We start from the raw sequence: 21172 nt of genomic DNA on the forward strand, positions 1-21172 counted from the left end.
TCAGAGGCCGCGGAGGAAGTCCGGGTCGTCGTCCGGGCCGCGGGCGATAGGGCGCTGCGGACGCGGCGGGCCCGACGGCTTGGTCCGGGCCTTGCCGATGGTGAGCCAGAGGAGCACACCGAGCACCGGCACGAACGCGAGCAGCACCCAGACGGCCTTCGGCAGCACCCGGATGCGGTCACGCGGGGTGGCGATCACGTCGAACAGCGTGTAGACCGCGAGTGCGACGACGATGATGATCGGGATCGCCTTTGCCATGTGCCCAGCCTACTCGGGCTGTCGAGGCCGGTGCCTAGGCTGGAGCCATGAGCGCATCCCCCCACCTGGTGACCCTCTCCGACATCGAGGCCGCTGCCGGCAGGGTGGCGTCGACGTGCCTGCGGACGCCCGTCGTCCCCCTCGTCCAGCCGGACGGCGAGATGCCGCTTCACCTGAAGGCGGAGTCGCTCCAGCCGACCGGGGCCTTCAAGCTCCGCGGTGCGACGAACGCGATCGCCGTGCTCGACGAGGCGCAGCGTCACCGCGGGGTCGTGACGCACTCGTCCGGCAACCACGCCCAGGCCGTCGCGTACGCGGCGCGCGCCGCCGGGGTCCGCGCCACGATCGTGATCCCGGACAACGCGCCGACGCTGAAGGTCGAGGCCACCCGCCGGTGGGGCGCCGAGATCGTGATCGTGCCGCCGGCCGAGCGCCTCGCCCGTGCCGAGCAGATCGCGGCGCAGACCGGTGCCGTCCTCATCCCGCCGTACGACGACCCGGCCGTCATCGCCGGGCAGGGCACGGTCGGGCTCGAGCTCGTCGAGCAGGTCCCTGACCTCGGCACGGTCGTCGTCCCCGTCAGCGGCGGCGGGCTGGTGAGCGGCGTCGCCGCGGCCGTCAAGGCGCTGCGCCCCGAGGTCGCGGTGGTCGCGGTCGAGCCCGAGCTCGCCGGAGACCTCGCCGAGGGGTGGGCGGCCGGCGAGCGGCGGGTGTGGTCGGTCACCGACACCTCGCGCACCGTCGCCGACGGACTGCGGACGGACTCCGTCGGTCTCTCGAACTGGGACCACATCCAGGCCTTCGTCGACGACGTCGTCACCGTGTCGGAGGACGAGATCCTCGCTGCGGTGACCGCGGTGGTCCGAGGCGCACGGCTGGTCGTCGAGCCGAGCGGCGCGGTCGCTGCCGCTGCGGTGCTGTCGGGCACGATCGTGCCGACCCGTGGGACCACGGTCGCGATCGCCTCCGGCGGCAACGTGGCGACGGAGACGCTGGCGCCGCTCCTGCGCTGACCGACGCGAGATCAGACCGTGGTCTGATGGGCGGAGTGTCGATGGCGCCTACGCTGACCGGGTGAGATCGATGGTCAGGTGGGTCCGGGACCACCCGGGCTGGTACGACGCTGCGCTCGTGGGGATGCTCGTCCTCCCGCTGATCCCGTTCGCGGTCCTCCCCGGCAACGGGGACATCGACGCGGTCTACCAGATCCTCATCTTCCTCCCGCTCGCGTGGCGCCGTACGGCCCCGGTCGCCTCCTTCGTGGGCGTCTCGCTGCTGATGGCGGGCCAGCTGGTGCTCAACGACGTCCCGCTGTACGCCGACGTCGCGATCCTCCTGGCGATGTACGCGATCTCCGCGTACGGCCCGACGTGGGCGCGACGCGGAGCCCTGGGGGTCGGCCTCCTGGCTGCGATCACCTCGACGCTGGACTGGTACGACGGCGTCCTCACGCCGTCGCGGTTCGTCCTGACCACCGCGATGATGTTCTCCGTCCTCCTGGCGCCGTGGGCGCTGGGCGCGTACATGCGGACGCGCCGCGAGTACGTGGCCGGGCTCGTGGACCGGGCGCGCCAGCTCGAGCGCGACGCCGCACAGCAGGCGACGATCGCCGCCGCGGCCGAGCGCGCCCGCATCGCACGGGAGATGCACGACGTGGTCGCCCACAGCCTGTCGGTCATCGTGGTCCAGGCCGACGGCGCGCTGTACGCGTCGCGGACCCGTCCCGAGGTGGCGGCCGAGACGCTGCAGACCATCTCGCGAACCTCCCGGAGCTCTCTCGCCGAGATGCGGCGCCTGCTCGGCCTGCTGCGCGGCGACGAGGACGCGGTCGAGGCCGAGCGCGCGCCGATGCCCACGGCCGCCGACGTCGGGGCGCTGGTCGAGCAGGTGCGCGGCAGCGGGCTCGACGTCCGCGCGGAGCTGGTCGGCGACCCCGGGGCCGTCGACCCCGCCGCCGGGCTCACCGTCTACCGCGTCGTCCAGGAGGCGTTGACCAACACGCTCAAGCACGCGGCACCCGGCGTACGGGCGCGGGTGCAGGTCGCGGTCGCCGACGACCACGTGCTCGTCCGGGTCGAGGACGACGGCGGGTCTGCGCCGACCCCGGTCCCCGGCAGCGGCCCGAGCACCGGGTCGGTGGCGACCGCCGGAGGCGGGCACGGCATCCTCGGGATCCGTGAGCGCATCGCGCTGCACGACGGCAGCGTGGAGGCGGGGCCGCTGCTGGGCGGCGGGTTCCGGGTCGAGGCGAAGATCCCGTACGAGAAGGAGCGCAGGTGAGCGTGCTGCCAGGAGGCTCCGAGGACCGCGCGCTGCGGGTGTTCCTCGTCGACGACCAGCAGCTCGTGCGGGCGGGGTTCCGGATGCTCGTCGAGTCGCAGCCCGACATGGAGGTCGTGGGGGAGGCGGCCGACGGGCTGGAGGCCGTCGAGCGGTTGTCGGTGACGGGCGCGGACGTCGTCCTCATGGACGTCCGGATGCCGCGCCTCGACGGGGTCGCGGCCACGCGGGCGCTGACCGAGCGAGGCGTCACCGCGCGGGTCGTCGTGCTGACGACGTTCGACCTCGACGAGTACGTGTACGCGGGCCTGCGGGCGGGGGCCTCGGCGTTCCTCCTCAAGGACGCACCGCCGGAGGTCCTCCTGAGCGCGATCCGCGACGTCCACCGTGGCGACGCCGTCGTCGCGCCGAGCGCCACGCGCCGCATGCTCGACCGGTTCGCCGACCAGCTGCCTGACGAGAACGCACCCTCCGACACCCGCCTGGACGCGCTCACCGAGCGTGAGCGGGAGGTGCTGCTCCTCGTGGCCCAGGGGCTGAGCAACGGGGAGATCGCCGAGAGGCTCTTCGTCGCCGAGCCGACCGTCAAGACCCACATCGGTCGGCTGCTGTCGAAGACCGGGAGCCGCGACCGCGTCCAGCTCGTCGTGCTCGCCTACGACGCCGGTCTGGTGCGCCCCGCGCCCTGACGCGTACGACCACGGTATGACGCCGCCCGGGCACGGACGGGTCCTCGGACCGACGAGGCCGCGGGGGCGGAAAATCTAGCGTGGCAGGCATGAACTCGACATCTGCCGCACCGCTCGCGCCGCCGGCCTCCGCGGCCGGCCACCTGCCTGCCGACGCCGTCGCCGCCCGCACCCGGGACCTCGTCAAGACGTACGGGCGCGGCGACGCGCTGGTGCACGCGCTCGCCGGGGTCGACCTCGAGATCGAGCGCGCCCGGCTGACGGCGATCATGGGCCCCTCGGGGTCCGGCAAGTCCACCTTGATGCACTGCCTCGCGGGCCTCGACACCCCGACCTCGGGTGACGTGAGCGTCGCCGGGATCGCACTCGGCAGCCTCGACGACAACGCCCTCACGCGGTTCCGTCGCGAGCACGTGGGCTTCGTCTTCCAGGCCTTCAACCTGATCCCTACGCTCACGGCACGTCAGAACGTCCTCCTGCCGCTGGAGCTGGCGAACCGAGAGCCCGACTGGCGCCGCTTCGACCAGCTCGTCGACGTGCTCGGGCTGGCCGACCGGCTCACCCACCGCCCGCCTGAGCTGTCCGGAGGGCAGCAGCAGCGCGTCGCGATCGCCCGCGCGCTCCTCTCGTCGCCGGAGGTGGTGTTCGCCGACGAGCCCACCGGAAACCTCGACAGCCGCTCGAGCGCGGAGGTGCTGGGCTTCCTGCGTCGCTCGGTCGACGAGCTCGGCCAGACGGTCGTGATGGTGACGCACGAGCCGAGCGCCGCCGCGTACGCCGACCGCGTCGTCCTCCTGCGCGACGGCCGCCTCGCCGGCACGCTGGTGCGTCCGAGCGCCGACGACGTCGTGGCCGCCATCGCCGGGTTGGGAGGCTGACGTGCGGACGGTCCTGTGGGGCTCCCTGCGCGGCCACGCCCGGCGGTACGTGGCGGCGGGGGTCGCGATCGTCATGGCCGTGGCGTTCATGGTCGCGGTCAACGCCCTCAGCGGTGCGGCCCGCGACGGGGCACGGGCGGAGATCGTCACCCAGTACGCCGGTGCGGACGCGGCGGTCGACATGCGCGACGCGGGCCCGGCGGCGGCGGTGCAGGTCGCGGAGCAGGTCTCCCGGGTCGACGGGGTGGAGGCGGCGGTCGCCAACCGTCGGACGTTCCTCTACGTCGGTGTCGGTCCGGCGCGCCACCTGATGAGCGTGGGCACTGTCGCCGCAGACGAAGGGCTGCGGTGGCAGGAGGTCGTCGAGGGCCGGCCGGCCGACGGCCGGCGGGAGGCGCTGGTCTCCCGCTCGACGGCCGAGCGGTACGGGGTCGCAGTGGGCGACGTGCTGAGGATCGAGGGCGACCGCACGTCGCCGGAGGTCGTCGTCACCGGCCTGGTAGAGAGCGCGGGCGGCGCGCTCGGCGCGTCGGTGTACGTCGACGAGCAGACGGTGACGGCGCTGGGTGACCTCACGTCCGCCGTGGACGTGGCCGTCCGCACGACCGGGGGCGAGGACGTCGTCGCCGCGCTGGCCGACTCCGCCGCGGTCGAGGGTCATACCGTCATGACGCGCGACGCGTGGGTGGACGAGCAGATCAGGAGCGCCACGCGCGACATCGACATCCTCCAGCGTCTCGTCCTCGTGTTCGCCGCCGTCGCCGCGTTCGTCGGCGCGCTGGTCATCGCCAACACGCTCACGATCGTGCTCGCCCAGCGGCGGCAGGAGCTGGCGCTGCTGCGCTGCGTCGGCGCGACGCGTACGCAGGTCGTCAGGGCGTTGCGGGCCGAGTCGCTGGTGCTGGGGGTGGTGGCGTCGGCCGCCGGCCTGGTCGTCGGCTGGGGACTCGGCCTGGCGGCGGTCGCCGCCCTGAAGGCGTGGGCGAGCGATCTCAGTCTCGGGGCGGCGTCGGTGACGCCGGTCGGGATGGCGGTCCCGTTCGCGCTGGGGGTGCTGGTCGTCGTCGGCGCCACGGTGCTCCCGGCCCGCCGGGTCGCGCGGCTCGCTCCGCTGGAGGCGCTGCGGCCGCACGAGACGACCGGGCTCGACGGACGCGCAGGTCGGGTACGGGCGGCTGCGGGCGTCCTCCTCGTCGCGGCGGGCGCCGCAGGGCTGGCGGTCGGGACGGGGGACCGGCTGGTCCTCGGCCTCGGAGGCGGGATGCTGTCCTTCCTCGGTGTCGTCGTGCTGGCACCGTTGGTGATCCCGGCCGTGCTGCGGGCCGTCGGGCCTCTCGTCGGGAGGACGGGGGTCGCGGGCCGGTTGGCCGCAGGGAACGTGGTCCGCAACTCGCGTCGTACGGCGTCGTCGTCCACTGCGCTGCTCGTCGGCGTCACGCTCATCACGACGGTCGTCGTCGGCTCCGCGTCGTTGCGGACCACCGTCGACCGCGACCTGGACGAGTCGTACGCGCTCGACGTCGGCCTCGTCGCCTCGGAGAACCCGCTGCCGGCCGGCATCGACCGCGACGTCGCCGCGCTGGACGGCGTGGAGGCGGTCGCGGTCGTGACGGGAGCGCCGATCACGATGGACGGCCACACGATGCTGGCCCTGGAGGTCGACGACGCAGCGGCAGCGGTGCTGCGCGGGGACCACGCCGTACCGGCGCCGGGTGAGATCGTCATCGGGGTGGAGCTCTCGAGCGCGCGCGACCTCTCGTACGGCGAGACGGCGGCGGTCCGCGGCAGCGGCGACGTCGTGACGATGCGGCCGCGCGGCGGCGGTTCGGTGGGCGAGGTCGTGCTGGTGGCCCCGGGAACGCTCGGGGGGCTCGGCGTCTCGGGCGAGCCTCGCGCGGTCTGGGCCCGCGGTGCCGACGGCGCCCCGGCCGAGCAGGTGATGGCCGACGTGGCGACGCTGGCTCCGGCCGACGGGCAGGTCGTCGGTGGCCTGAGCCAGCGCGGTTGGGTCGCGCTCCAGCTCGACGTGCTGCTCGCGGTCACGGTCGGCCTGCTGGCCGTGGCGGTGCTCATCGCCGCGGTCGGCATGGCGGGCGCGCTGAGCCTGTCGGTGCTCGAGCGGACCCGCGAGAACGCGCTGCTTCGTGCTCTCGGGCTGAGCCGGCGCGGGCTGCGCGCCACGCTCGGTGCCGAGGCGCTGCTGATGGCCGGCGTGGGTGCCGTCCTCGGCACCGCGCTCGGCACCGCGTACGGGTGGCTGGGCGTACGCGCAGCGACCGCTGGTCTCATCGAGGACGCCGGGCTGTCGGTCCCGTGGGGGCAGGTCGCGATCGTGCTCACCGCAGCGACCCTGACCGGGCTCGCGGCGTCGGTCCTGCCGGCCCGCAGGTCCACCCGCGTCGCCCCGGCGGAAGGAATCGCCACGCTCTGAGCGGCTCGTTGGTTTCGGCCTGGCTCGCCCACCCCCCACAATGGAGACGACAGTCGCCTGTCGGAGGGCACGGCGAGCCAGGACGCGAAAGGTGGGGCCGTCGTCGATGTCGGAGCCGGCGAACGACCGGGTCGGTGAGCTCGTCGACGGGCGATACCGCCTGTTGGCGCTGGTGGGCCGGGGTGGCATGGCCGACGTCTACCGTGCCCGGGACGAGCTGCTCGGCCGTGTCGTCGCGGTCAAGATGATGCGTGCCGAGGCCGGTGTCGAGGCGGAGGACGCGCTGCGCCGCCACGAGATGGAGGCGCGGATCGGCGCCGGCGTCTCGCACCCCGGCATCGTCACCGTCTTCGACGTCCAGCCCGAGGGCGACCACCCGTACCTCGTGATGGAGTTCGTCGCCGGGCAGACCCTGAGCAGGGCCCTGCTCGGCGGCCCGCTCGCGTCCGAGGTGGTCGCCGACATCGGGGCCCAGCTGGGCGACGCGCTCGGCGCCATCCACGACGCCGGGGTGATCCACCGCGACGTCAAGCCGTCGAACGTCATGCTCGTGGAGCAGACCAACGGGTCGTACCTGGTCAAGCTCACCGACTTCGGGGTCTCCCGCTACCTCGAGGGGACCCGGCTGACCTCTCCCGACCTCCTCGTCGGGACCGCGCGCTACCTCAGCCCCGAGCAGGCGGTGCTCGACGAGGTCGGGCCTCGCGCCGACGTGTACGCCCTCGGGCTGGTGCTGCTGGAGGCGCTGACAGGTGAGGAGGCGTTCCCCGGGTCGCGGGTGGAGACGCTCTCGGCCCGCCTCCACCGTCCTCCCCGCATCCCTGCCGAGCTGGGTGCGGCGTGGGCGCTGGCGCTCGGCGCGATGACGCGTCGTGACCCGGACGACCGGCCGGACGCGCGCGGGGCCGCGTCGGCGCTGCGTGCGGTGGCGAACGGCGGTGACGTCGCGGCCGCCCTCGCGGCGGCGGGTGTCGTCGTGGGCGACCCGACGGGTGAGGACACCGTGATCGGAGGGGCGCCGGTCGAGGACGACCCGACCGAGCAGGCGTCGGCCGAGCAGGATCCGGCCGAGCAGGCGCCGACGGTCGCGGGTGCGACGGCAGTCCTCGCCGGTGCGGCCTCCGCGAAGGCGCTCGAGGACACGGCGTCCGACCAGGCGCCGGTCGAGGAGACCGCGCCGGTGCCCACGGTCGAGGATCCCGACGCTGCCGTGCCGGTCGAGGAGCCGGCCCCTGCGTCGGCGGAGGAGCCCCCGCCCACCGAGCCCCCGGGCTCCGGTGAGAAGGACGGGGCGTGGTCGCGACGTCTCCCGTGGATCCTGGCGGCCGTGGCGGTGCTCGCCGCGGCGGGCATCGCATGGTGGGCCCTGGCCTCCGGCGACGGTGACCCCGAGCAGCCGACGACGCCGACGCCCACGACGCCCACGACGACGCGGACGCCTACGGACCAGACGCCCACGGAGCCCACGCAGACGGCTACCCGGACCCAGCCGACGACCGAGTCGCCGACGCCGACGCGCACGACGCCGACCCCGACCCGGACCACGCCGCCGCAGACGACCCCGACGCAGACGACACCGGCGCCGACGACCGAGGCGCCGACGACCCCGGCGCCGACGACCCCGGCGCCCACCACTCCCTCGCCGTCCCCGCAGCCGCCGACGCCGACCGAGGACAACGACGCGCTGCCCAGCCCGAGGACCGAGGCAACTCCTCTGCATACCGGCTGACGTGCGGCAACGCCGCGCAGGTACCCTCGAAGGGTGAGTGCGTTCGTCCGTTACACCCTCGCCCGGCTCGGCTTCTTCGTCGTGGCCTTCGTCGTCATCGGTGGCCTGTCCACGATCTGGCTCGAATGGAACGCCGTGACAGGGCTGTGGGTGGCGCTGATCTCCCTCGTCATCTCGGCGATCGCGGCGCTGATCTTCCTGCGCGGCATGCGCGACGAGGTCGCCCTCTCGCTGAAGGCCCGCTCCGACAAGATGCACGAGCGGTTCGAGGCGGCACGCAGCGCCGAAGACGTGGACTGATCCCGTGCCCCGGTCGTCGCCCGCCCGCCGGGCATGGGTCGACGAGGCCGTACGCCGGGTCGACGCAGACGCCAACCGCAGCGCCGACACCCACCTGCACGTCTTTCCCCTTCCCGGACCGCCGGGCGTCGAGCTCTACCTGAAGGACGAGTCCGTGCACCCCACGGGCTCCCTCAAGCACCGCCTCGCCCGTTCGCTGTTCCTCTACGCCCTGTGCAACGGCTGGGTCGGACCCGACACGACGATCGTGGAGGCGTCCAGCGGCTCGACCGCGGTGAGCGAGGCGTACTTCGCCCGCCTCATCGGCGTCCCCTTCGTCGCCGTGATGCCGCGCAGCACCAGCGCGGCCAAGATCGAGCTGATCGAGTGGTACGGCGGCCGCTGCCACTTCGTCGACCGCCCACCGGACATGTACGCCGAGGCCGCGCGCCTGGCCGCCGAGTGCGGCGGGCACTACATGGACCAGTTCACCTTCGCCGAGCGGGCGACCGACTGGCGGGGCAACAACAACATCGCGGAGTCGGTGTTCGCCCAGATGGCGCAGGAACGTCATCCCGTCCCGCGGTGGATCGTCGTCAGCGCCGGGACGGGTGGCACGTCGGCGACGATCGGCCGCTACGTCCGCTACCAGCGGCACGCGACCCAGGTGATGGTCGCCGACCCGGAGAACTCGGCGTTCCTCGACGGCTGGGACCTCGACACCTCCGACTACACGACGGGGACACCGTCGCGCATCGAGGGCATCGGCCGTCCGCGGATCGAGCCGTCCTTCGTCGGCGGCGTCATCGACGACATGCTGCGCGTCCCCGACGCCGCCTCGGTCGCGGCGATGCGCTGGTGCACCCGCAGGCTCGGGCGCAGCGTGGGCGCCTCCACCGGCACGAACCTCTGGGGCGCGCTCACCGTCATCGAGCGGATGCGCCGCCACGGCGAGAGCGGGAGCGTGGTCACGATGCTCTGCGACTCCGGGGACCGCTACGCCTCGACGTACTACGACGACGAATGGCTCGAGCTCCACGGCCTCGACATCGCTCCGTACGAGGCCACGCTCGCGGCGTACGAGGAGACCGGCGTCTTCGAGGGCTGACTCCCGCTCACTCGGCGAGGGCCAGCGCCTCCTCGGCGAACGCGAGCGCGAGCGCGCGGTCGGCGTCCACGAGCGCCACCCGGGTACGCCGCTCCAGCAGGTCGTCGACGTCGAGGGCTCCCTCGTGGCGTACGCCGAAGGCGAGCTCGGCCGGCGTCACCGGGAGGTGCGGGGCGATCGGCGCCAGCGCTGCGGGGTCGCCGCCGCTCTCGGCCACGAGCGTGAGCGCTTCCGTCCCGTACCGGGCGACGAGCCGGCGGGGTGCGTCCAGGCCCGCCAGCGTCGTTCGGTCGGCGGCTCCGACCAGCGGCAGGCCTGCCGTGCGGCACGGGCCTGCCTCGCGGCCCGAGGTCGTCCACCCCCGTGTGGCGAGGGCGGCGTCGACGGCGTCCTGCGCCATCCGCCGGTACGTCGTGAGCTTGCCGCCCACCACGCTGACCAGCCCGTCGTCGGCGGTGAGGACGACGTGCTTGCGGGACAGGTCGGAGGTCTGGTCGTCCCCGGCGTCGAGCAGCGGACGGAGGCCTGAGAAGGTCCCGACGACGTCGGTACGGCTGAGCGGCCGTCGCAGCGCGCGCGACATCGTGTCGAGGAGGAAGTCGACCTCGGCCTCGCTCGCGGTCGGGACGTCGGGGACGTCGCCCTCGACCTCCTCGTCGGTGAGGCCGACGTAGACACGGCCGTCGTCGGTCGGCAGCGCGAGCAAGAACCGTGTGCGGTGGCCCGGGACGGGCACCGTGAGCGCGCAGGAGAGGCCGCCGAAGGTCTCGGCACGGAGGACGAGGTGCGTTCCGCGGCTCGGGCGCATCGCGATCCCCTCGGTGAGCGTGCCGGCCCAGACGCCGGTGGCGTTGACGACGGTCCGCGCGTCGAGGGCGAGCGTCTCGCCGGTGAGCTCGTCACGCAGCACCGCGCCGCTCCCGGAGACCTCCACGGCAGCGGTCCGCGTGAGGACGCGAGCGCCGAGCGCGGCGGCCGTACGGGCGATCCCGACGACCAGGCGGGCGTCGTCGGCGAGCTGCCCGTCCCAGAACGCGTAGCCGCCGCGGAGCCCGTCGGCGCGGACGGTCGGGGCGTACCGCTGGACCTCGACCCCGGACAGGCGGCGCGAGCGCGGCAGCACCGCGGCCGGGGTGCCGGCGGCGCGGCGCAGGACGTCACCGGCCACGTACCCCGCGCGCACCATCGCGGCCGCCACCGCGTCGACGGAGTCGAGCAGCGGGAAGACGTGCGGCTGCGGACGGACCAGGTGGGGCGCGGTGCGGGCGAGGAGGATGCCGCGCTCGACGGCGCTCTCGTACGCCACGCCCACGTCTCCGGTCCCCAGGTAGCGCAGCCCGCCGTGCACGAGCTTGGAGCTCCAGCGGCTCGTGCCGAAGGCGAGGTCGTGCTTCTCGACCAGGACGACCGACAGACCGCGTGCGGCCGCGTCGAGGGCGACGCCCGCTCCCGTGACGCCACCGCCGACCACGAGGAGGTCGACCGGCTCGCGCCGTGCCGCGAGGTCGCTCAGGTGCGCGAGGTCGCGGGCGCGGCGCCGGCGGTCGAGGGTGCTCGTCGGGCGGGGCGTCATGCGCGAGGCCCTTCGGGGCCGGGGGAGAGGTACTGGTCGAGCGCGAGGGCGAGCTGGGCGTCGAGGGCGTCCAGCTCAGGGCCTGCGCCGGTGCTCGACCCGACCACCGCAGGTGCGGTGACGACGAACGACCACGCCAGCAGCAGGACCGTACGGGCCTGCAGGAGCGGGTCGATCCGTTCGACGGACCCGTCGGCGTGGCCGGCGCGCAGCCCCTCTTCGAGCGTGCTGAGCATGTGGGCAGGTGCGCGACCGAGGCGCTGGAAGACGTACGGGACGAGGAGGTCGGGGTCGGACTCGACGATCGCGCGGTGGATCGGGTGGGCGCGGATCGTCGTGATCGTCGTGACGGCGCCGGCGACCAGGCGCTCGCGGGCGGTGGGCAGGTCCTGCGGCACGGACTCGGCGACGACGCGCGCCCACTCCCGGGTCAGCAGCGCGGCGACGACAGCGCGGACGTTCTCCCAGCGGCGGTAGAGGGTGCCGCGTGCGACGCCCGCGCGGACGGCGAGGTCGGCCATCGTGAGGCGGTCCGGACCGACCTCGAGCACGGCGTCGGCGGCGGCGTCGAGGATGCGGTCCTCGGGGATGGCCTTGCCCGATGCCGTGGGCTGGGCGCGGACCCGTTCAAGATCGGATCGCGCATTTAAACGTTCTGGCATGATGTGTTCAACTTAGCACCGCCGCTTGCGCGGACCTCGTCGAGATCGGAGCACGTCGAATGTCGGAGCTGAACCCACCCGTCGTGGACTTCGCCCCGGACCGCTGGGGGAATCCGGCCCACGCCGTCACGCTCCCCGACAGCCTCCAGGCCACGTTGGACGGCCTCGGCATCCACCCGGTCGCCACCCCGGTCGCGCCCGAGGACGTCGTCCTTCCGGGCTCGGCGGTGCCGCAGGAGACCCGCGAGGCGCTCGCCGGCGTGGTCGGTGCCGCGTACGTCAGCGAGGACGCGATCGACCGCCTCCGGCACACCCGCGGCTGGTCGACGCCCGACATCCTCAAGATGCGCGCGGGCGACGCGTCCGACGCCCCCGACCTCGTGCTGCGCCCCGGCGACCACGACGAGGTCGTCGAGGTCCTGCGGGTCTGCAGCGACGCCCGCGTGGCAGTCGTGCCGTACTCGGGAGGCACGTCGGTCGTGGGAGGGCTCGCGCCCGAGCGTGAGGGGTTCGACGGTGTGGTCGCGCTGGACCTGCAGCGCCTGGACGGGCTGGCTGCGCTCGACCCGGTCTCCCGGACGGCGACCCTGCGGGCCGGCACGCGCGGCCCGCGCGCGGAGGAGCTGCTGCAGGCCGACGGCTTCACGCTCGGACACTTCCCGCAGTCGTACGAGGGGGCGTCGATCGGCGGGTACGCGGCGGCGCGCTCGGCGGGGCAGTCCTCGGCGGGGTACGGGCGCTTCGACGACATGGTCGTGGGCCTGGTCGTGGCGACGCCGCGCGGCACGCTCACGCTGGGCACCGCCCCGAGGTCGGCGACCGGGCCCGACCTGCGCCAGCTGCTGCTCGGGTCGGAGGGGATCTTCGGCGTGATCACGTCGGTGACCGTCCGGGTGCGGCCGGTGCCGAGCGTCCGCGTCTTCGAGGGGTGGCGCTTCGCGTCGTTCGACGACGGGGCGCAAGCTGTGCGCCGTCTCGCGCAGGACGGGCCGCTCCCGACCGTGCTGCGCCTGTCCGACGAGGTCGAGACGGCGCTCAACCTCGCCGACCCGGCGTCCGCGGGCAGCGGCTCCGCCGGGTGCCTCGCGATCACGGGGTACGAGGGGGAGCCGACCGAGGTGGAGGCGCGCCGGGCGGCCGCGAGCGCGGTGCTCGAGGAGTGCGGCGGCGTCGCCTTGGGTGAGGAGGCGGGGGAGAAGTGGCGCGTCGGCCGGTTCCACGGGCCGTACCTGCGCGACCCCCTGCTCGACGCCGGCGCCTTCGTCGAGACCTTGGAGACCGCCACGTTCTGGTCGAACGTCGGTCCCCTCAAGCAGGCCGTCACCGAGGCGGTGCAAGCGGCGCTGCTGGCTTACGAGCTGCCGTCGCTGGTCATGTGCCACATCTCGCACGTGTACGAGACCGGTGCCTCGCTCTACTTCACGGTGGCCTGCCCGCAGCGTCCGGAGGCGCTTGCGCAGTGGGAGAGCGCCAAGGCGGCCGCGAACGCCGCGATCCGTGCCTCGGGTGCCGCGATCAGCCACCACCACGGCGTCGGTCGCGACCACCGCGAGACGTACGCCGAGGAGATCGGCCCGCTGGGCACCGAGGTGCTGCGCGCTGTGAAGTCCACCCTCGACCCGGCCGGGATCCTCAACCCCGGCGTGCTGGTGACGCGATGAGCGCCGCGGGTGCGGGAGGCGCGTTCACCGCGCTGGTCAACCCGATCTCCGGGAGCCGTGCTGCGCAGAGCCGCTGGGACCCGGTGGCCGCGCTGCTGAAGGACGGGGGAGCCGACGTCGCGACCGTGGTGACCGACAGCGCCGCGCACGCGGCCGAGATCTCTGAGTCCGTCGCTCGCGACGGCCGGGTCGCGGTCGCCGTGGGCGGCGACGGCATGGTGCGCGACGTGGCCGGTGGCGTCGTCGCCGGTGGCGGGACGATGGGGATCGTGCCGGGCGGACGCGGCAACGACTTCGCGCACAAGCTCGGACTCCCCGACGACGCGGAGACGCTCGCCGCCGTGCTCCTCGCAGGCCGCGTCCGCGCGATCGACGTGATGGACGCGGACGGCGTCATCGTGCCGGGCAACCTCTACGTCGGCGTGGACTCGCGCGCGACGCGGATCATCAACCGCCTCCGCCGGGTGCCCGCGATCCTCGCCTACCGCGCGGGCGGCCCGCTCGCGATGGTCACGTGGCGCCCGCCCACGTTCACCCTCACCAGCGACGACGGCGAGCGTACGGTGCGCGCGCACAGCGTGATCGCCGCCAACTCGGGCTGGTACGGCCACGGGCTCAAGATCGTGCCGTCGGCCGAGGTGGACGACGGCCTGATCGACGTCATGGTCGCGCGGGCCGACGGCCTCGGGCGGCGCAACATGGCCGCGTACATGGCCGAGGCGAAGACCGGCCGGCACGTCGAGCGCGCCGCCGTCGACGTCCACCGGACGACGACGGTCACCATCAGCGCGGACGCGCCCGTCCCGCTGTGCATGGACGGTGACGAGATCGGCACCCTCCCCGTGACCGTACGGCTGCGTGCGGGTGCGCTGCGAGTGGTCGTCCCCGACTAGCGTCTCCCTCGTGATGAGGCGGGTGCCGTCCCGTCCGCACCACGTTCCAGGGGACACCGCGCGACCGTCCCGCGTGACCGCCGATCGCGTACGTTGGCGGCATGCCGACTTCCGCGATCGACCTCGGTCGTCCCGTCTCGGGCGACGTCATCGACCTCATCCTCGACGACCACCGGCGCTTCGAGGACCTCCTGCGCCAGCTGCGCGACGCCAGCGCCGACCGAGACGCCGTGCGGTGGGCCTTCGCGGCCCTGCACGTCGCGCACGCGGAGGCGGAGGAGAAGGAGGTCTACCCGACCCTTCGCCGCCGCGACGCCATCGACGCGCACGAGGAGGAGCACGGCGAGGAGGAGCACGCGGAGGGCAACCAGGCCCTGCTGGCCGTCCTCGAGCTGAAGGGGACCGACACGCAGGCCTTCGACGACGCCGTCGAGGAGCTCGCGCGGGTGGTCAACCACCACCTGACCGAGGAGGAGCTGACGATCCTCAACCCGGCGCGCGAGGGTGTCGCGGAGCGGACCCGGCACGCGCTCGGCGAGGCGTTCGCCCGGGAGCGCAACGCTCAGGTCGACGCCGACTGCGGGCGCCTCGAGAACGTCCGGGCGATCGTCGAGCGCGACAAGCGCAAGGGGCTCCTCGACGACGAGGAGTGACCCGTACGGTCAGGCGCCCAGCGCCAGACCGACCGCGATCCCGACGGCGTAGACGAGCTCGGCGATGCCGGTGTCGCGCAGCGTGGGGAGCAGACCCAGCCCGCGCTCCCCGCGTGCCACCGGCGTCGCCGCCCGCAGCGCCCACGGGAACGCGAGCAGCCCGAACAACGCGGCGGGCGTGTACGAGGCGAGCCACCACACGGTGACCAGCGCGACGAGCAGCAGCACGACGAAGAAGACGCGTGCGCCGCGGTCGCCCAGCACCACGGCGAGCGTGCGCTTGCCGCTGACGGTGTCGGTGGGGATGTCGCGCAGGTTGTTGGCGACGAGGATCGCGCAGGCGAGGGCGCCGATGCCGATCGATGCCGCGAGGCTCGGCCACGTGAACGCGCCGACCTGCACGTACGTGGTCCCGAGGACCGCGACCAGGCCGAAGAAGAGGAACACGCTGACCTCGCCGAGCGCGCGGTAGCCGTACGGGCGCGAGCCGCCGGTGTAGAACCACGCGGCGGCGATCGCGGCCACGCCGACGAGGAGCAGCCACCAGCCCGAGGTCGCGGCGAGCACCAGCCCGAGGGCAGCGCCGCCGCCGAAGCACGCGAACGCCGCGCGCTTGACCGCGCCCGCGCTGGCGGCACCCGAGCCGACCAGGCGCATCGGGCCGACACGGTCGTCGTCGGTGCCCTTGACGCCGTCGGAGTAGTCGTTCGCGTAGTTCACGCCGACCTGCAGCGCGAGCGAGAGGAGGAGGCAGACGACGGCCTTCCACCAGACGGCGCCGTCGGCGAAGAGCGCGGCTCCGGTGCCGGCCACGACGGGGGCGACCGCGGCCGGGAGCGTACGGGGCCGGGCGCCTGCGATCCACTGCGATGCTGTTGCCACGACTGTCCATCTTCGCACTTCGGGCTCGGCGATAGCGTGGGGGGTGTGGAGAACGACGAGGTCGGCGGCACCCTGCGCCCGGTGAGCGGAGGCCCTCGACAGGTCGAGGCGGCCCTGCGCGGGTGGCTCGCGGCCGAGCCCGAGCCGGAGCCGTTGATCATCCGGACGTCGGGGTCCACCGGGCGCCCCAAGGACGTGCTGCTGTCGCGGCGTGCCGTCGCGGCGTCCGCGCACGCGACCCATGCACGGCTCGGGGGCCCGGGCCAGTGGCTGCTCGACCTCCCCGCCCAGTACGTCGCGGGCGTGCAGGTGATCGCGCGTTCGCTCCTCGCCGGGACGAGCCCGGTGGTGTCAGGGGAGCACCCGAGCATGGCGGAGGCGATCGAGGCGATGGACGGCCCGCGCAGGTACGCCTCGCTCGTCCCGACCCAGCTGCACCGGTTCGCGGAGTCCGGGCACCTCGGCACGCTCGCTTCGCTGGACGCCCTGCTCGTCGGGGGTGCCGCGCTCGACCCTGTGCTTCGCGCCCGTGCCGAGGACGCCGGCGTCCGGGTCGTGCGTACGTACGGGATGAGCGAGACGGCCGGCGGCTGCGTCTACGACGGTGTCCCGCTCGACGGCGTGGCGCTGCGGATCGACGTCGACCGTCGGGTGTGGCTCGCGGGGCCCGTGCTGTTCGACGGGTACGACGGCGACCCGGAGGCCACCGCCGAGGTGCTGCACGACGGCTGGTTGCGGACCTCCGACCTCGGCGAGCTCGACGCCGACGGACGCCTCCGGATCCTCGGGCGCACCGACGACGTCGTGATCTCGGGTGGCGTCAACGTGGCGCTCCCTCGCGTCTCAGAGGCACTGCGCCGTGTCGACGGGGTCGTCGACGCCGTGGCCGTCGGCGTCCCCGACCCCGAGTGGGGGCAGGCGGTCGTCGCGGTCGTGGCAGGCGACGTCCCGCTCGCCGCGCTGCGCGACGGCGTGGAGGCGGCAGGGTTGCCGCGGACGTGGGCCCCGCGACGCGCGGTCTTGGTCGACGCCCTCCCGCTGCTGGACCACGGGAAGGTCGACCGCCAGGCGGTGCAAGCCCTCGCCGCTCGTGGGTGAACGCGCCTAGCCTGGCCGGATGGTCCGACGGCTGGTCAGCGAGCAGCAGGAGGCGGGGCGTGCCGCGAGGAAGTCGGTGCCGCGGCGCGCCCACGGCCTGATCGCGACATTCGACCGCGACCCCGTCGCGCTGCTCGACTCCCAGAACGCCACCCGGATCCCCGACCTCGTCCCGGTGCGGTGGGGCCGGATGCTGGAGTCGCCGTTCGCCTTCTACCGCGGCAGCGCGGCCCTCATGGCCGCAGACCTGGCCGCGGGGCCGTCGACCGGTGTGCAGGTCGTCGCGTGCGGCGACGCGCACCTGGCCAACTTCGGGCTCTACGCGTCGCCCGAGCGCCGGCTCGTGTTCGACCTGAACGACTTCGACGAGGCAAGCAACGCCCCCTGGGAGTGGGACGTCAAGCGTCTCGCTGCGAGCCTCGTGGTCGCCGGGCGCGACCAGGGCTTCGACGACGCGCTCACGAGGGAGGCGGCGACGGCGGTGGCGGCGGAGTACCGCACGCGCCTGGCCGAGCTCTTCACGCGGTCGGCGCTCGAGCGCTACTACGCCTCCGTCGACGAGACGTGGCTCGAGGAGCACGTGGCCGACCACGGCCGGGGCCTGCTCCGCAAGACCCTCAAGAAGGCGCGACGCCGGACCTCGGAGCAGGTGCTCCACCGCCTCACGACCACCGACGAGAGCGGACGCCTCCGGATCGTCGACGACCCTCCGCTGGTCCGGCACCCGCCCCGCGAGGCTGCCGCGCTCGCCGAGCAGGTCCTGGCCGACTACGCGAGCGTCCTGCGCTCGGACGTCGCGCTGCTCCTCGGACAGTTCGTCCTCGCCGACGTCGCGATGCGGGTGGTCGGGGTCGGCAGCGTCGGCACGCAGGCGTACGTGGCGCTGCTCGAGGGCCCCGGTGGGCCTCCCTTGTTCCTGCAGATCAAGGAGGCGTCGGAGTCGGTGCTCTCCTCGTACGGGGGCGTCCCGGCGGTGCCTCCTCCGGGGACGCATCTCCCGTCCGGTGCGGGGGAGGGGGCTCGCGTCGTCGGTGCCCAGCGCATCCTGCAGGCGGTCTCCGACCCGTTCCTCGGCTGGTTCACTGGTCCACGGCGGTCGTTCTACGTCCGGCAGCTGCGGGACATGAAGGGCTCGGTCGACGTGGCGGCGCTGACGCAGACCCAGCTGGTCAACTACGGACGTCTGTGCGCCACCCAGCTGGCCCGCGGCCACGCGCAGAGCCCGAGCGCGGCGTTCGTCGCGGGCTACCTCGGCCGTTCGGACTCCTTCGACGTCGCGATCGCGGACTGGGCGGTGGCGTACGCCGACCAGGTCGAGCGCGACCACGCCGCGCTCGCGGCAGCGGCCGCGGCCGGTCGGATCCCGGCCGAGCGGGGCGTCTGAGGCAGGAATACCGTGGCGGGCGTGAGCGACCCCGACCTGACCTGGATCCCGTACACGACCCCGATGAGGACCCGCTTCCGGGGCATCACCGTGCGCGAGGGCCTGCTGCTGCAGGGTCCGGCGGGGTGGGCGGAGTTCAGCCCGTTCTGGGACTACGACGCGCCCGAGTCCCGCCCCTGGTACGACGCGGCGCTGGCCGGCGCGTCCACGGTGTGGCCCACGCCCGTACGAGACGTGGTGCCGGTCAACTGCACCGTCCCGGCGGTGGGGCCGGAGGCCGCGACGCGGATCGTGACCGCCGGGCACGGGTGCCGGACGGCCAAGGTGAAGGTCGCCGAGCCCGGTCAGAGCCTCGCTGACGACGAGGCGAGGGTCGCTGCCGTGCGGGACGCGCTCGGCCCCGGCGGCAAGGTGCGGGTCGACGCCAACGGCGCGTGGTCGGTGGCGGAGGCCATCACCGCGCTCGGGGTGCTCGACCGTGCGGCGGGCGGTCTGGAGTACGTCGAGCAGCCGTGCCGGACCGTGGAGGAGCTCGCCGAGGTCCGCCGCGCCACCACGGTCCCGGTCGCCGCGGACGAGTCGATCCGGCGCGCCGAGGACCCGTACCGCGTGGCCCAGCTGGACGCCGCCGACATCGCGGTGCTCAAGGTGCAGCCGCTCGGCGGGGTGACGGCGTGCCTGGAGATCGCCGAGCGGATCGGGCTGCCGGTCGTCGTGTCGAGCGCGCTGGAGTCGTCGATCGGCATCGCGGCGGGAGTCGCGCTGGCGGCGGCACTGCCGGAGCTGCCGTACGCGTGCGGGCTCGGCACCGTCACCTTGCTGGAGCGCGACGTCGTGGCCGAGCCGCTCGTGCCGCGCGACGGGGTGCTGCCCGTGGGGCGTCCCGAGCCGTCGGCGGCATTCCTCGCCGAGGAGCCACCACCGGACCTCTCCGTACGATGGGCGTCGCGACTCTCGGACGTACGGGCGGTGGTGTCGTGAATCCCTCGACCGCACTCGGGCGCGTGCTCGTCGACGAGCTCGCCCGCAGCGGGGTGCGCGACGTCGTGCTCTCGCCGGGGTCGCGCTCGGCCGCGCTCGCGCTCGCGCTGCACGCCGCCGACGCGCGCGGTGACCTGCGGCTGCACGTCCGCATCGACGAGCGCAGCGCCGGGTTCCTCGCGCTCGGCCTCGCGAAGGGCTCGCACCGACCGGTCGCCGTCGTCACCACCTCCGGCACCGCCGCCGCCAATCTCCACCCGGCCGTCCTCGAGGCGAGCCACGCGCGGGTGCCGCTGATCGCGATCACCGCCGACCGTCCCGCCGAGCTGCGCGGGACCGAGGCGAACCAGACCACGGACCAGGTGAAGCTGTACGGCGACGCCGTGCGGGCGTACGTGGAGCTCGCGGCGCCGGACGTGGTCCCGGCGAGCGGCGCCGCCTGGCGCGCTGCCGTCGCGCGGGTCGTCGCGGCGGCGGTCGGGCGTACGGGCGAGGGCCCGATGGCGAGGCCGCAGGGCGGGCCGGTGCATCTCAACGTGGCGTTCCGCGAGCCGCTCGTGCCCGGCCTCGACGACGTCGAGGGCGGGCTCCCGGACGCGCTCGCGGGTCGGCCCGGTGGGGCCCCGTGGCGGCGTCCGGGCCCGGTCACGCCCGAGCCTGCCTCGACGCTGCCGCTCGGTCCGCGGACGGTGGTCGTCGCGGGAGACGACGCCGGACCGGCCGCGCGGCTGCTGGCCGAGGAGGCCGGATGGCCGCTGTTCGCGGAGCCGACCTCGGGCGCGCGCAACGGGACCCAGCCGCTCGCGACGTATCGGCTGCTGCTCGGGCTGCCCGAGCTGGCGGACCGGATCGAGCGGGTCGTCGTCTTCGGGCACCCCACGCTGTCGCGTCCGATCACCCGCCTGCTCTCGCGCGACGACGTCGAGGTCCTCGGGGTCGGGGCGCCTCCCTTCACCGACCCGGGCAACCGGATCGCGGCCGCGTACCCGGCCGTGCGGGTCGAGGGCAGCGACGATCCGGCGTGGTTCGAGGAGTGGAAGCGCGCCGACGTCGCGACGCTGACGGCGGTGGAGGACATCGTGCTCGGCGACGACGCGCTCAACCCGTGGCAGGTCGCACGGGCGGTGTCGGAGGCGGTCGGACCGCGTGGCGTGCTCGTCGTCGGCTCGTCCAACCCGGTCCGAGACCTCGACGTGATGGCGGTGCCGTACCCGGTCGGCGAGCGCCGCATGGCGACGTCCAACCGGGGCCTCGCCGGCATCGACGGCGTCGTCTCCACGGCCCTCGGTGTCGCGCTGGCGCGTCCCCGCTCCCAGGCCCTCGCGTACCTCGGCGACCTCACGTTCCTCCACGACAGCAACGGCCTCGTGATCGGACCGGGCGAGCCGAGGCCCGATCTCACGTTCGTCGTCGCCTCGGACGACGGCGGCAGCATCTTCTCGACTTTGGAGCAGGGCGACGTGCCGTACGCGGCGTCGTTCGAGCGGGTCTTCGCCACGCCGACGCGGGTGGACCTCGGCCGGCTCTGCGCGGCGATGGGCGTGGAGCACCGGCTCGCGACGACGCCGGACGAGCTCGAGGCGGCGCTGTCGGCCGCGGGCGGCCTGCGCGTCGTGGAGGCTCGCGTCGACCGCAGCGACCGTCGCGCGATCGATCAGAAGATCAGGGCCGCAGCACGGTTGCATTAAGACATCGGCGATGTAACATGAAGCCCGTCACGTTCTGGCGAACCG

The 21172-nt window shown here is 74.2% G+C and carries 19 protein-coding genes; 15 read left to right on the forward strand and 4 right to left on the reverse strand.

Annotated features, from left to right (window positions below; translation table 11 throughout):
• On the reverse strand, nucleotides 1-258 hold the full coding sequence (locus tag NYZ95_RS07450) for a PLD nuclease N-terminal domain-containing protein (protein WP_262850273.1): 258 nt from the start codon (nucleotides 256-258) through the stop codon (nucleotides 1-3).
• 47 nt (nucleotides 259-305) lie between these two features.
• Between NYZ95_RS07450 and NYZ95_RS07455 the strand changes: the two genes are divergently transcribed.
• From NYZ95_RS07455 to cds1, 8 genes are all read left to right on the forward strand, one after another.
• Complete coding sequence (locus tag NYZ95_RS07455; protein WP_262850275.1) at nucleotides 306-1271, forward strand: threonine ammonia-lyase; 966 nt, start codon at nucleotides 306-308, stop codon at nucleotides 1269-1271.
• Nucleotides 1272-1341: 70 nt separating this feature from the next.
• The gene (locus NYZ95_RS07460; protein WP_262850940.1) at nucleotides 1342-2538 is read left to right on the forward strand and encodes a sensor histidine kinase; all 1197 of its coding nucleotides are present in this window, start codon (nucleotides 1342-1344) and stop codon (nucleotides 2536-2538) included.
• On the forward strand, nucleotides 2535-3227 hold the full coding sequence (locus NYZ95_RS07465; protein ID WP_262850277.1) for a response regulator: 693 nt from the start codon (nucleotides 2535-2537) through the stop codon (nucleotides 3225-3227). The genes NYZ95_RS07460 and NYZ95_RS07465 overlap by 4 nt, the downstream gene beginning before the upstream one ends.
• 89 nt (nucleotides 3228-3316) lie before the next feature.
• On the forward strand, nucleotides 3317-4105 hold the full coding sequence (locus NYZ95_RS07470; RefSeq protein ID WP_262850279.1) for an ABC transporter ATP-binding protein: 789 nt from the start codon (nucleotides 3317-3319) through the stop codon (nucleotides 4103-4105).
• Nucleotide 4106: 1 nt separating this feature from the next.
• On the forward strand, nucleotides 4107-6536 hold the full coding sequence (locus tag NYZ95_RS07475) for an ABC transporter permease (protein WP_262850281.1): 2430 nt from the start codon (nucleotides 4107-4109) through the stop codon (nucleotides 6534-6536).
• 106 nt (nucleotides 6537-6642) lie between these two features.
• A complete protein-coding gene (locus tag NYZ95_RS07480) occupies nucleotides 6643-8265 on the forward strand; it encodes a serine/threonine-protein kinase (RefSeq protein WP_262850283.1) in 1623 nt (540 codons plus the stop codon).
• Between the two features lie 33 nt (nucleotides 8266-8298).
• Complete coding sequence (locus NYZ95_RS07485; RefSeq protein ID WP_262850284.1) at nucleotides 8299-8565, forward strand: DUF4229 domain-containing protein; 267 nt, start codon at nucleotides 8299-8301, stop codon at nucleotides 8563-8565.
• Nucleotides 8566-8569: 4 nt separating this feature from the next.
• Nucleotides 8570-9652, forward strand: coding sequence for an L-cysteine desulfhydrase Cds1 (gene cds1, locus NYZ95_RS07490; RefSeq protein WP_262850286.1), 1083 nt, complete (start codon nucleotides 8570-8572; stop codon nucleotides 9650-9652).
• A gap of 7 nt (nucleotides 9653-9659) precedes the next feature.
• Here cds1 and NYZ95_RS07495 read toward each other — a convergent pair whose 3' ends face one another.
• Nucleotides 9660-11225 (reverse strand): glycerol-3-phosphate dehydrogenase/oxidase, encoded by a 1566-nt coding sequence (locus NYZ95_RS07495; protein WP_262850288.1) that lies wholly within the window; start codon nucleotides 11223-11225, stop codon nucleotides 9660-9662.
• Nucleotides 11222-11887 carry a TetR/AcrR family transcriptional regulator gene (locus tag NYZ95_RS07500; protein WP_262850290.1) on the reverse strand — a complete coding sequence of 222 codons (666 nt, stop codon included), beginning with the start codon at nucleotides 11885-11887 and terminating at the stop codon, nucleotides 11222-11224. The genes NYZ95_RS07495 and NYZ95_RS07500 overlap by 4 nt, the downstream gene beginning before the upstream one ends.
• Nucleotides 11888-11946: 59 nt before the next feature.
• On the opposite strand from NYZ95_RS07500, the gene NYZ95_RS07505 reads away from it, so the two are divergent.
• From NYZ95_RS07505 to NYZ95_RS07515, 3 genes are all read left to right on the forward strand, one after another.
• A complete protein-coding gene (locus NYZ95_RS07505) occupies nucleotides 11947-13548 on the forward strand; it encodes an FAD-binding oxidoreductase (RefSeq protein WP_262850292.1) in 1602 nt (533 codons plus the stop codon).
• On the forward strand, nucleotides 13545-14441 hold the full coding sequence (locus tag NYZ95_RS07510) for a diacylglycerol/lipid kinase family protein (protein WP_262850294.1): 897 nt from the start codon (nucleotides 13545-13547) through the stop codon (nucleotides 14439-14441). Before NYZ95_RS07505 ends, NYZ95_RS07510 begins: the two co-directional genes overlap by 4 nt.
• 101 nt (nucleotides 14442-14542) lie before the next feature.
• The gene (locus tag NYZ95_RS07515; RefSeq protein WP_262850296.1) at nucleotides 14543-15094 is read left to right on the forward strand and encodes a hemerythrin domain-containing protein; all 552 of its coding nucleotides are present in this window, start codon (nucleotides 14543-14545) and stop codon (nucleotides 15092-15094) included.
• 9 nt (nucleotides 15095-15103) lie between these two features.
• Here the strand turns inward: NYZ95_RS07515 and NYZ95_RS07520 are convergent, their stop codons facing one another.
• A complete protein-coding gene (locus tag NYZ95_RS07520) occupies nucleotides 15104-15976 on the reverse strand; it encodes a 1,4-dihydroxy-2-naphthoate polyprenyltransferase (protein ID WP_262850298.1) in 873 nt (290 codons plus the stop codon).
• A 45-nt stretch (nucleotides 15977-16021) separates the two neighbouring features.
• Here NYZ95_RS07520 and NYZ95_RS07525 point away from each other — a divergent pair, with 45 nt between their 5' ends.
• The 4 genes from NYZ95_RS07525 (at nucleotide 16022) to menD (ending at nucleotide 21127) form a co-directional block, all read left to right on the forward strand.
• The gene (locus tag NYZ95_RS07525) at nucleotides 16022-17074 is read left to right on the forward strand and encodes an AMP-binding protein (RefSeq protein ID WP_262850300.1); all 1053 of its coding nucleotides are present in this window, start codon (nucleotides 16022-16024) and stop codon (nucleotides 17072-17074) included.
• Nucleotides 17075-17093: 19 nt separating this feature from the next.
• A complete protein-coding gene (locus NYZ95_RS07530) occupies nucleotides 17094-18458 on the forward strand; it encodes a DUF2252 domain-containing protein (protein ID WP_262850301.1) in 1365 nt (454 codons plus the stop codon).
• A 63-nt stretch (nucleotides 18459-18521) separates the two neighbouring features.
• Nucleotides 18522-19439 carry an o-succinylbenzoate synthase gene (locus NYZ95_RS07535; RefSeq protein WP_262850942.1) on the forward strand — a complete coding sequence of 306 codons (918 nt, stop codon included), beginning with the start codon at nucleotides 18522-18524 and terminating at the stop codon, nucleotides 19437-19439.
• The gene (menD, locus tag NYZ95_RS07540) at nucleotides 19436-21127 is read left to right on the forward strand and encodes a 2-succinyl-5-enolpyruvyl-6-hydroxy-3-cyclohexene-1-carboxylic-acid synthase (RefSeq protein ID WP_262850303.1); all 1692 of its coding nucleotides are present in this window, start codon (nucleotides 19436-19438) and stop codon (nucleotides 21125-21127) included. Before NYZ95_RS07535 ends, menD begins: the two co-directional genes overlap by 4 nt.
• The last annotated feature ends 45 nt before the right edge of the window (nucleotides 21128-21172 follow it).

Origin of the sequence: Mumia quercus (assembly GCF_025506335.1) — a bacterium.
GTDB lineage: Bacteria > Actinomycetota > Actinomycetes > Propionibacteriales > Nocardioidaceae > Mumia > Mumia quercus.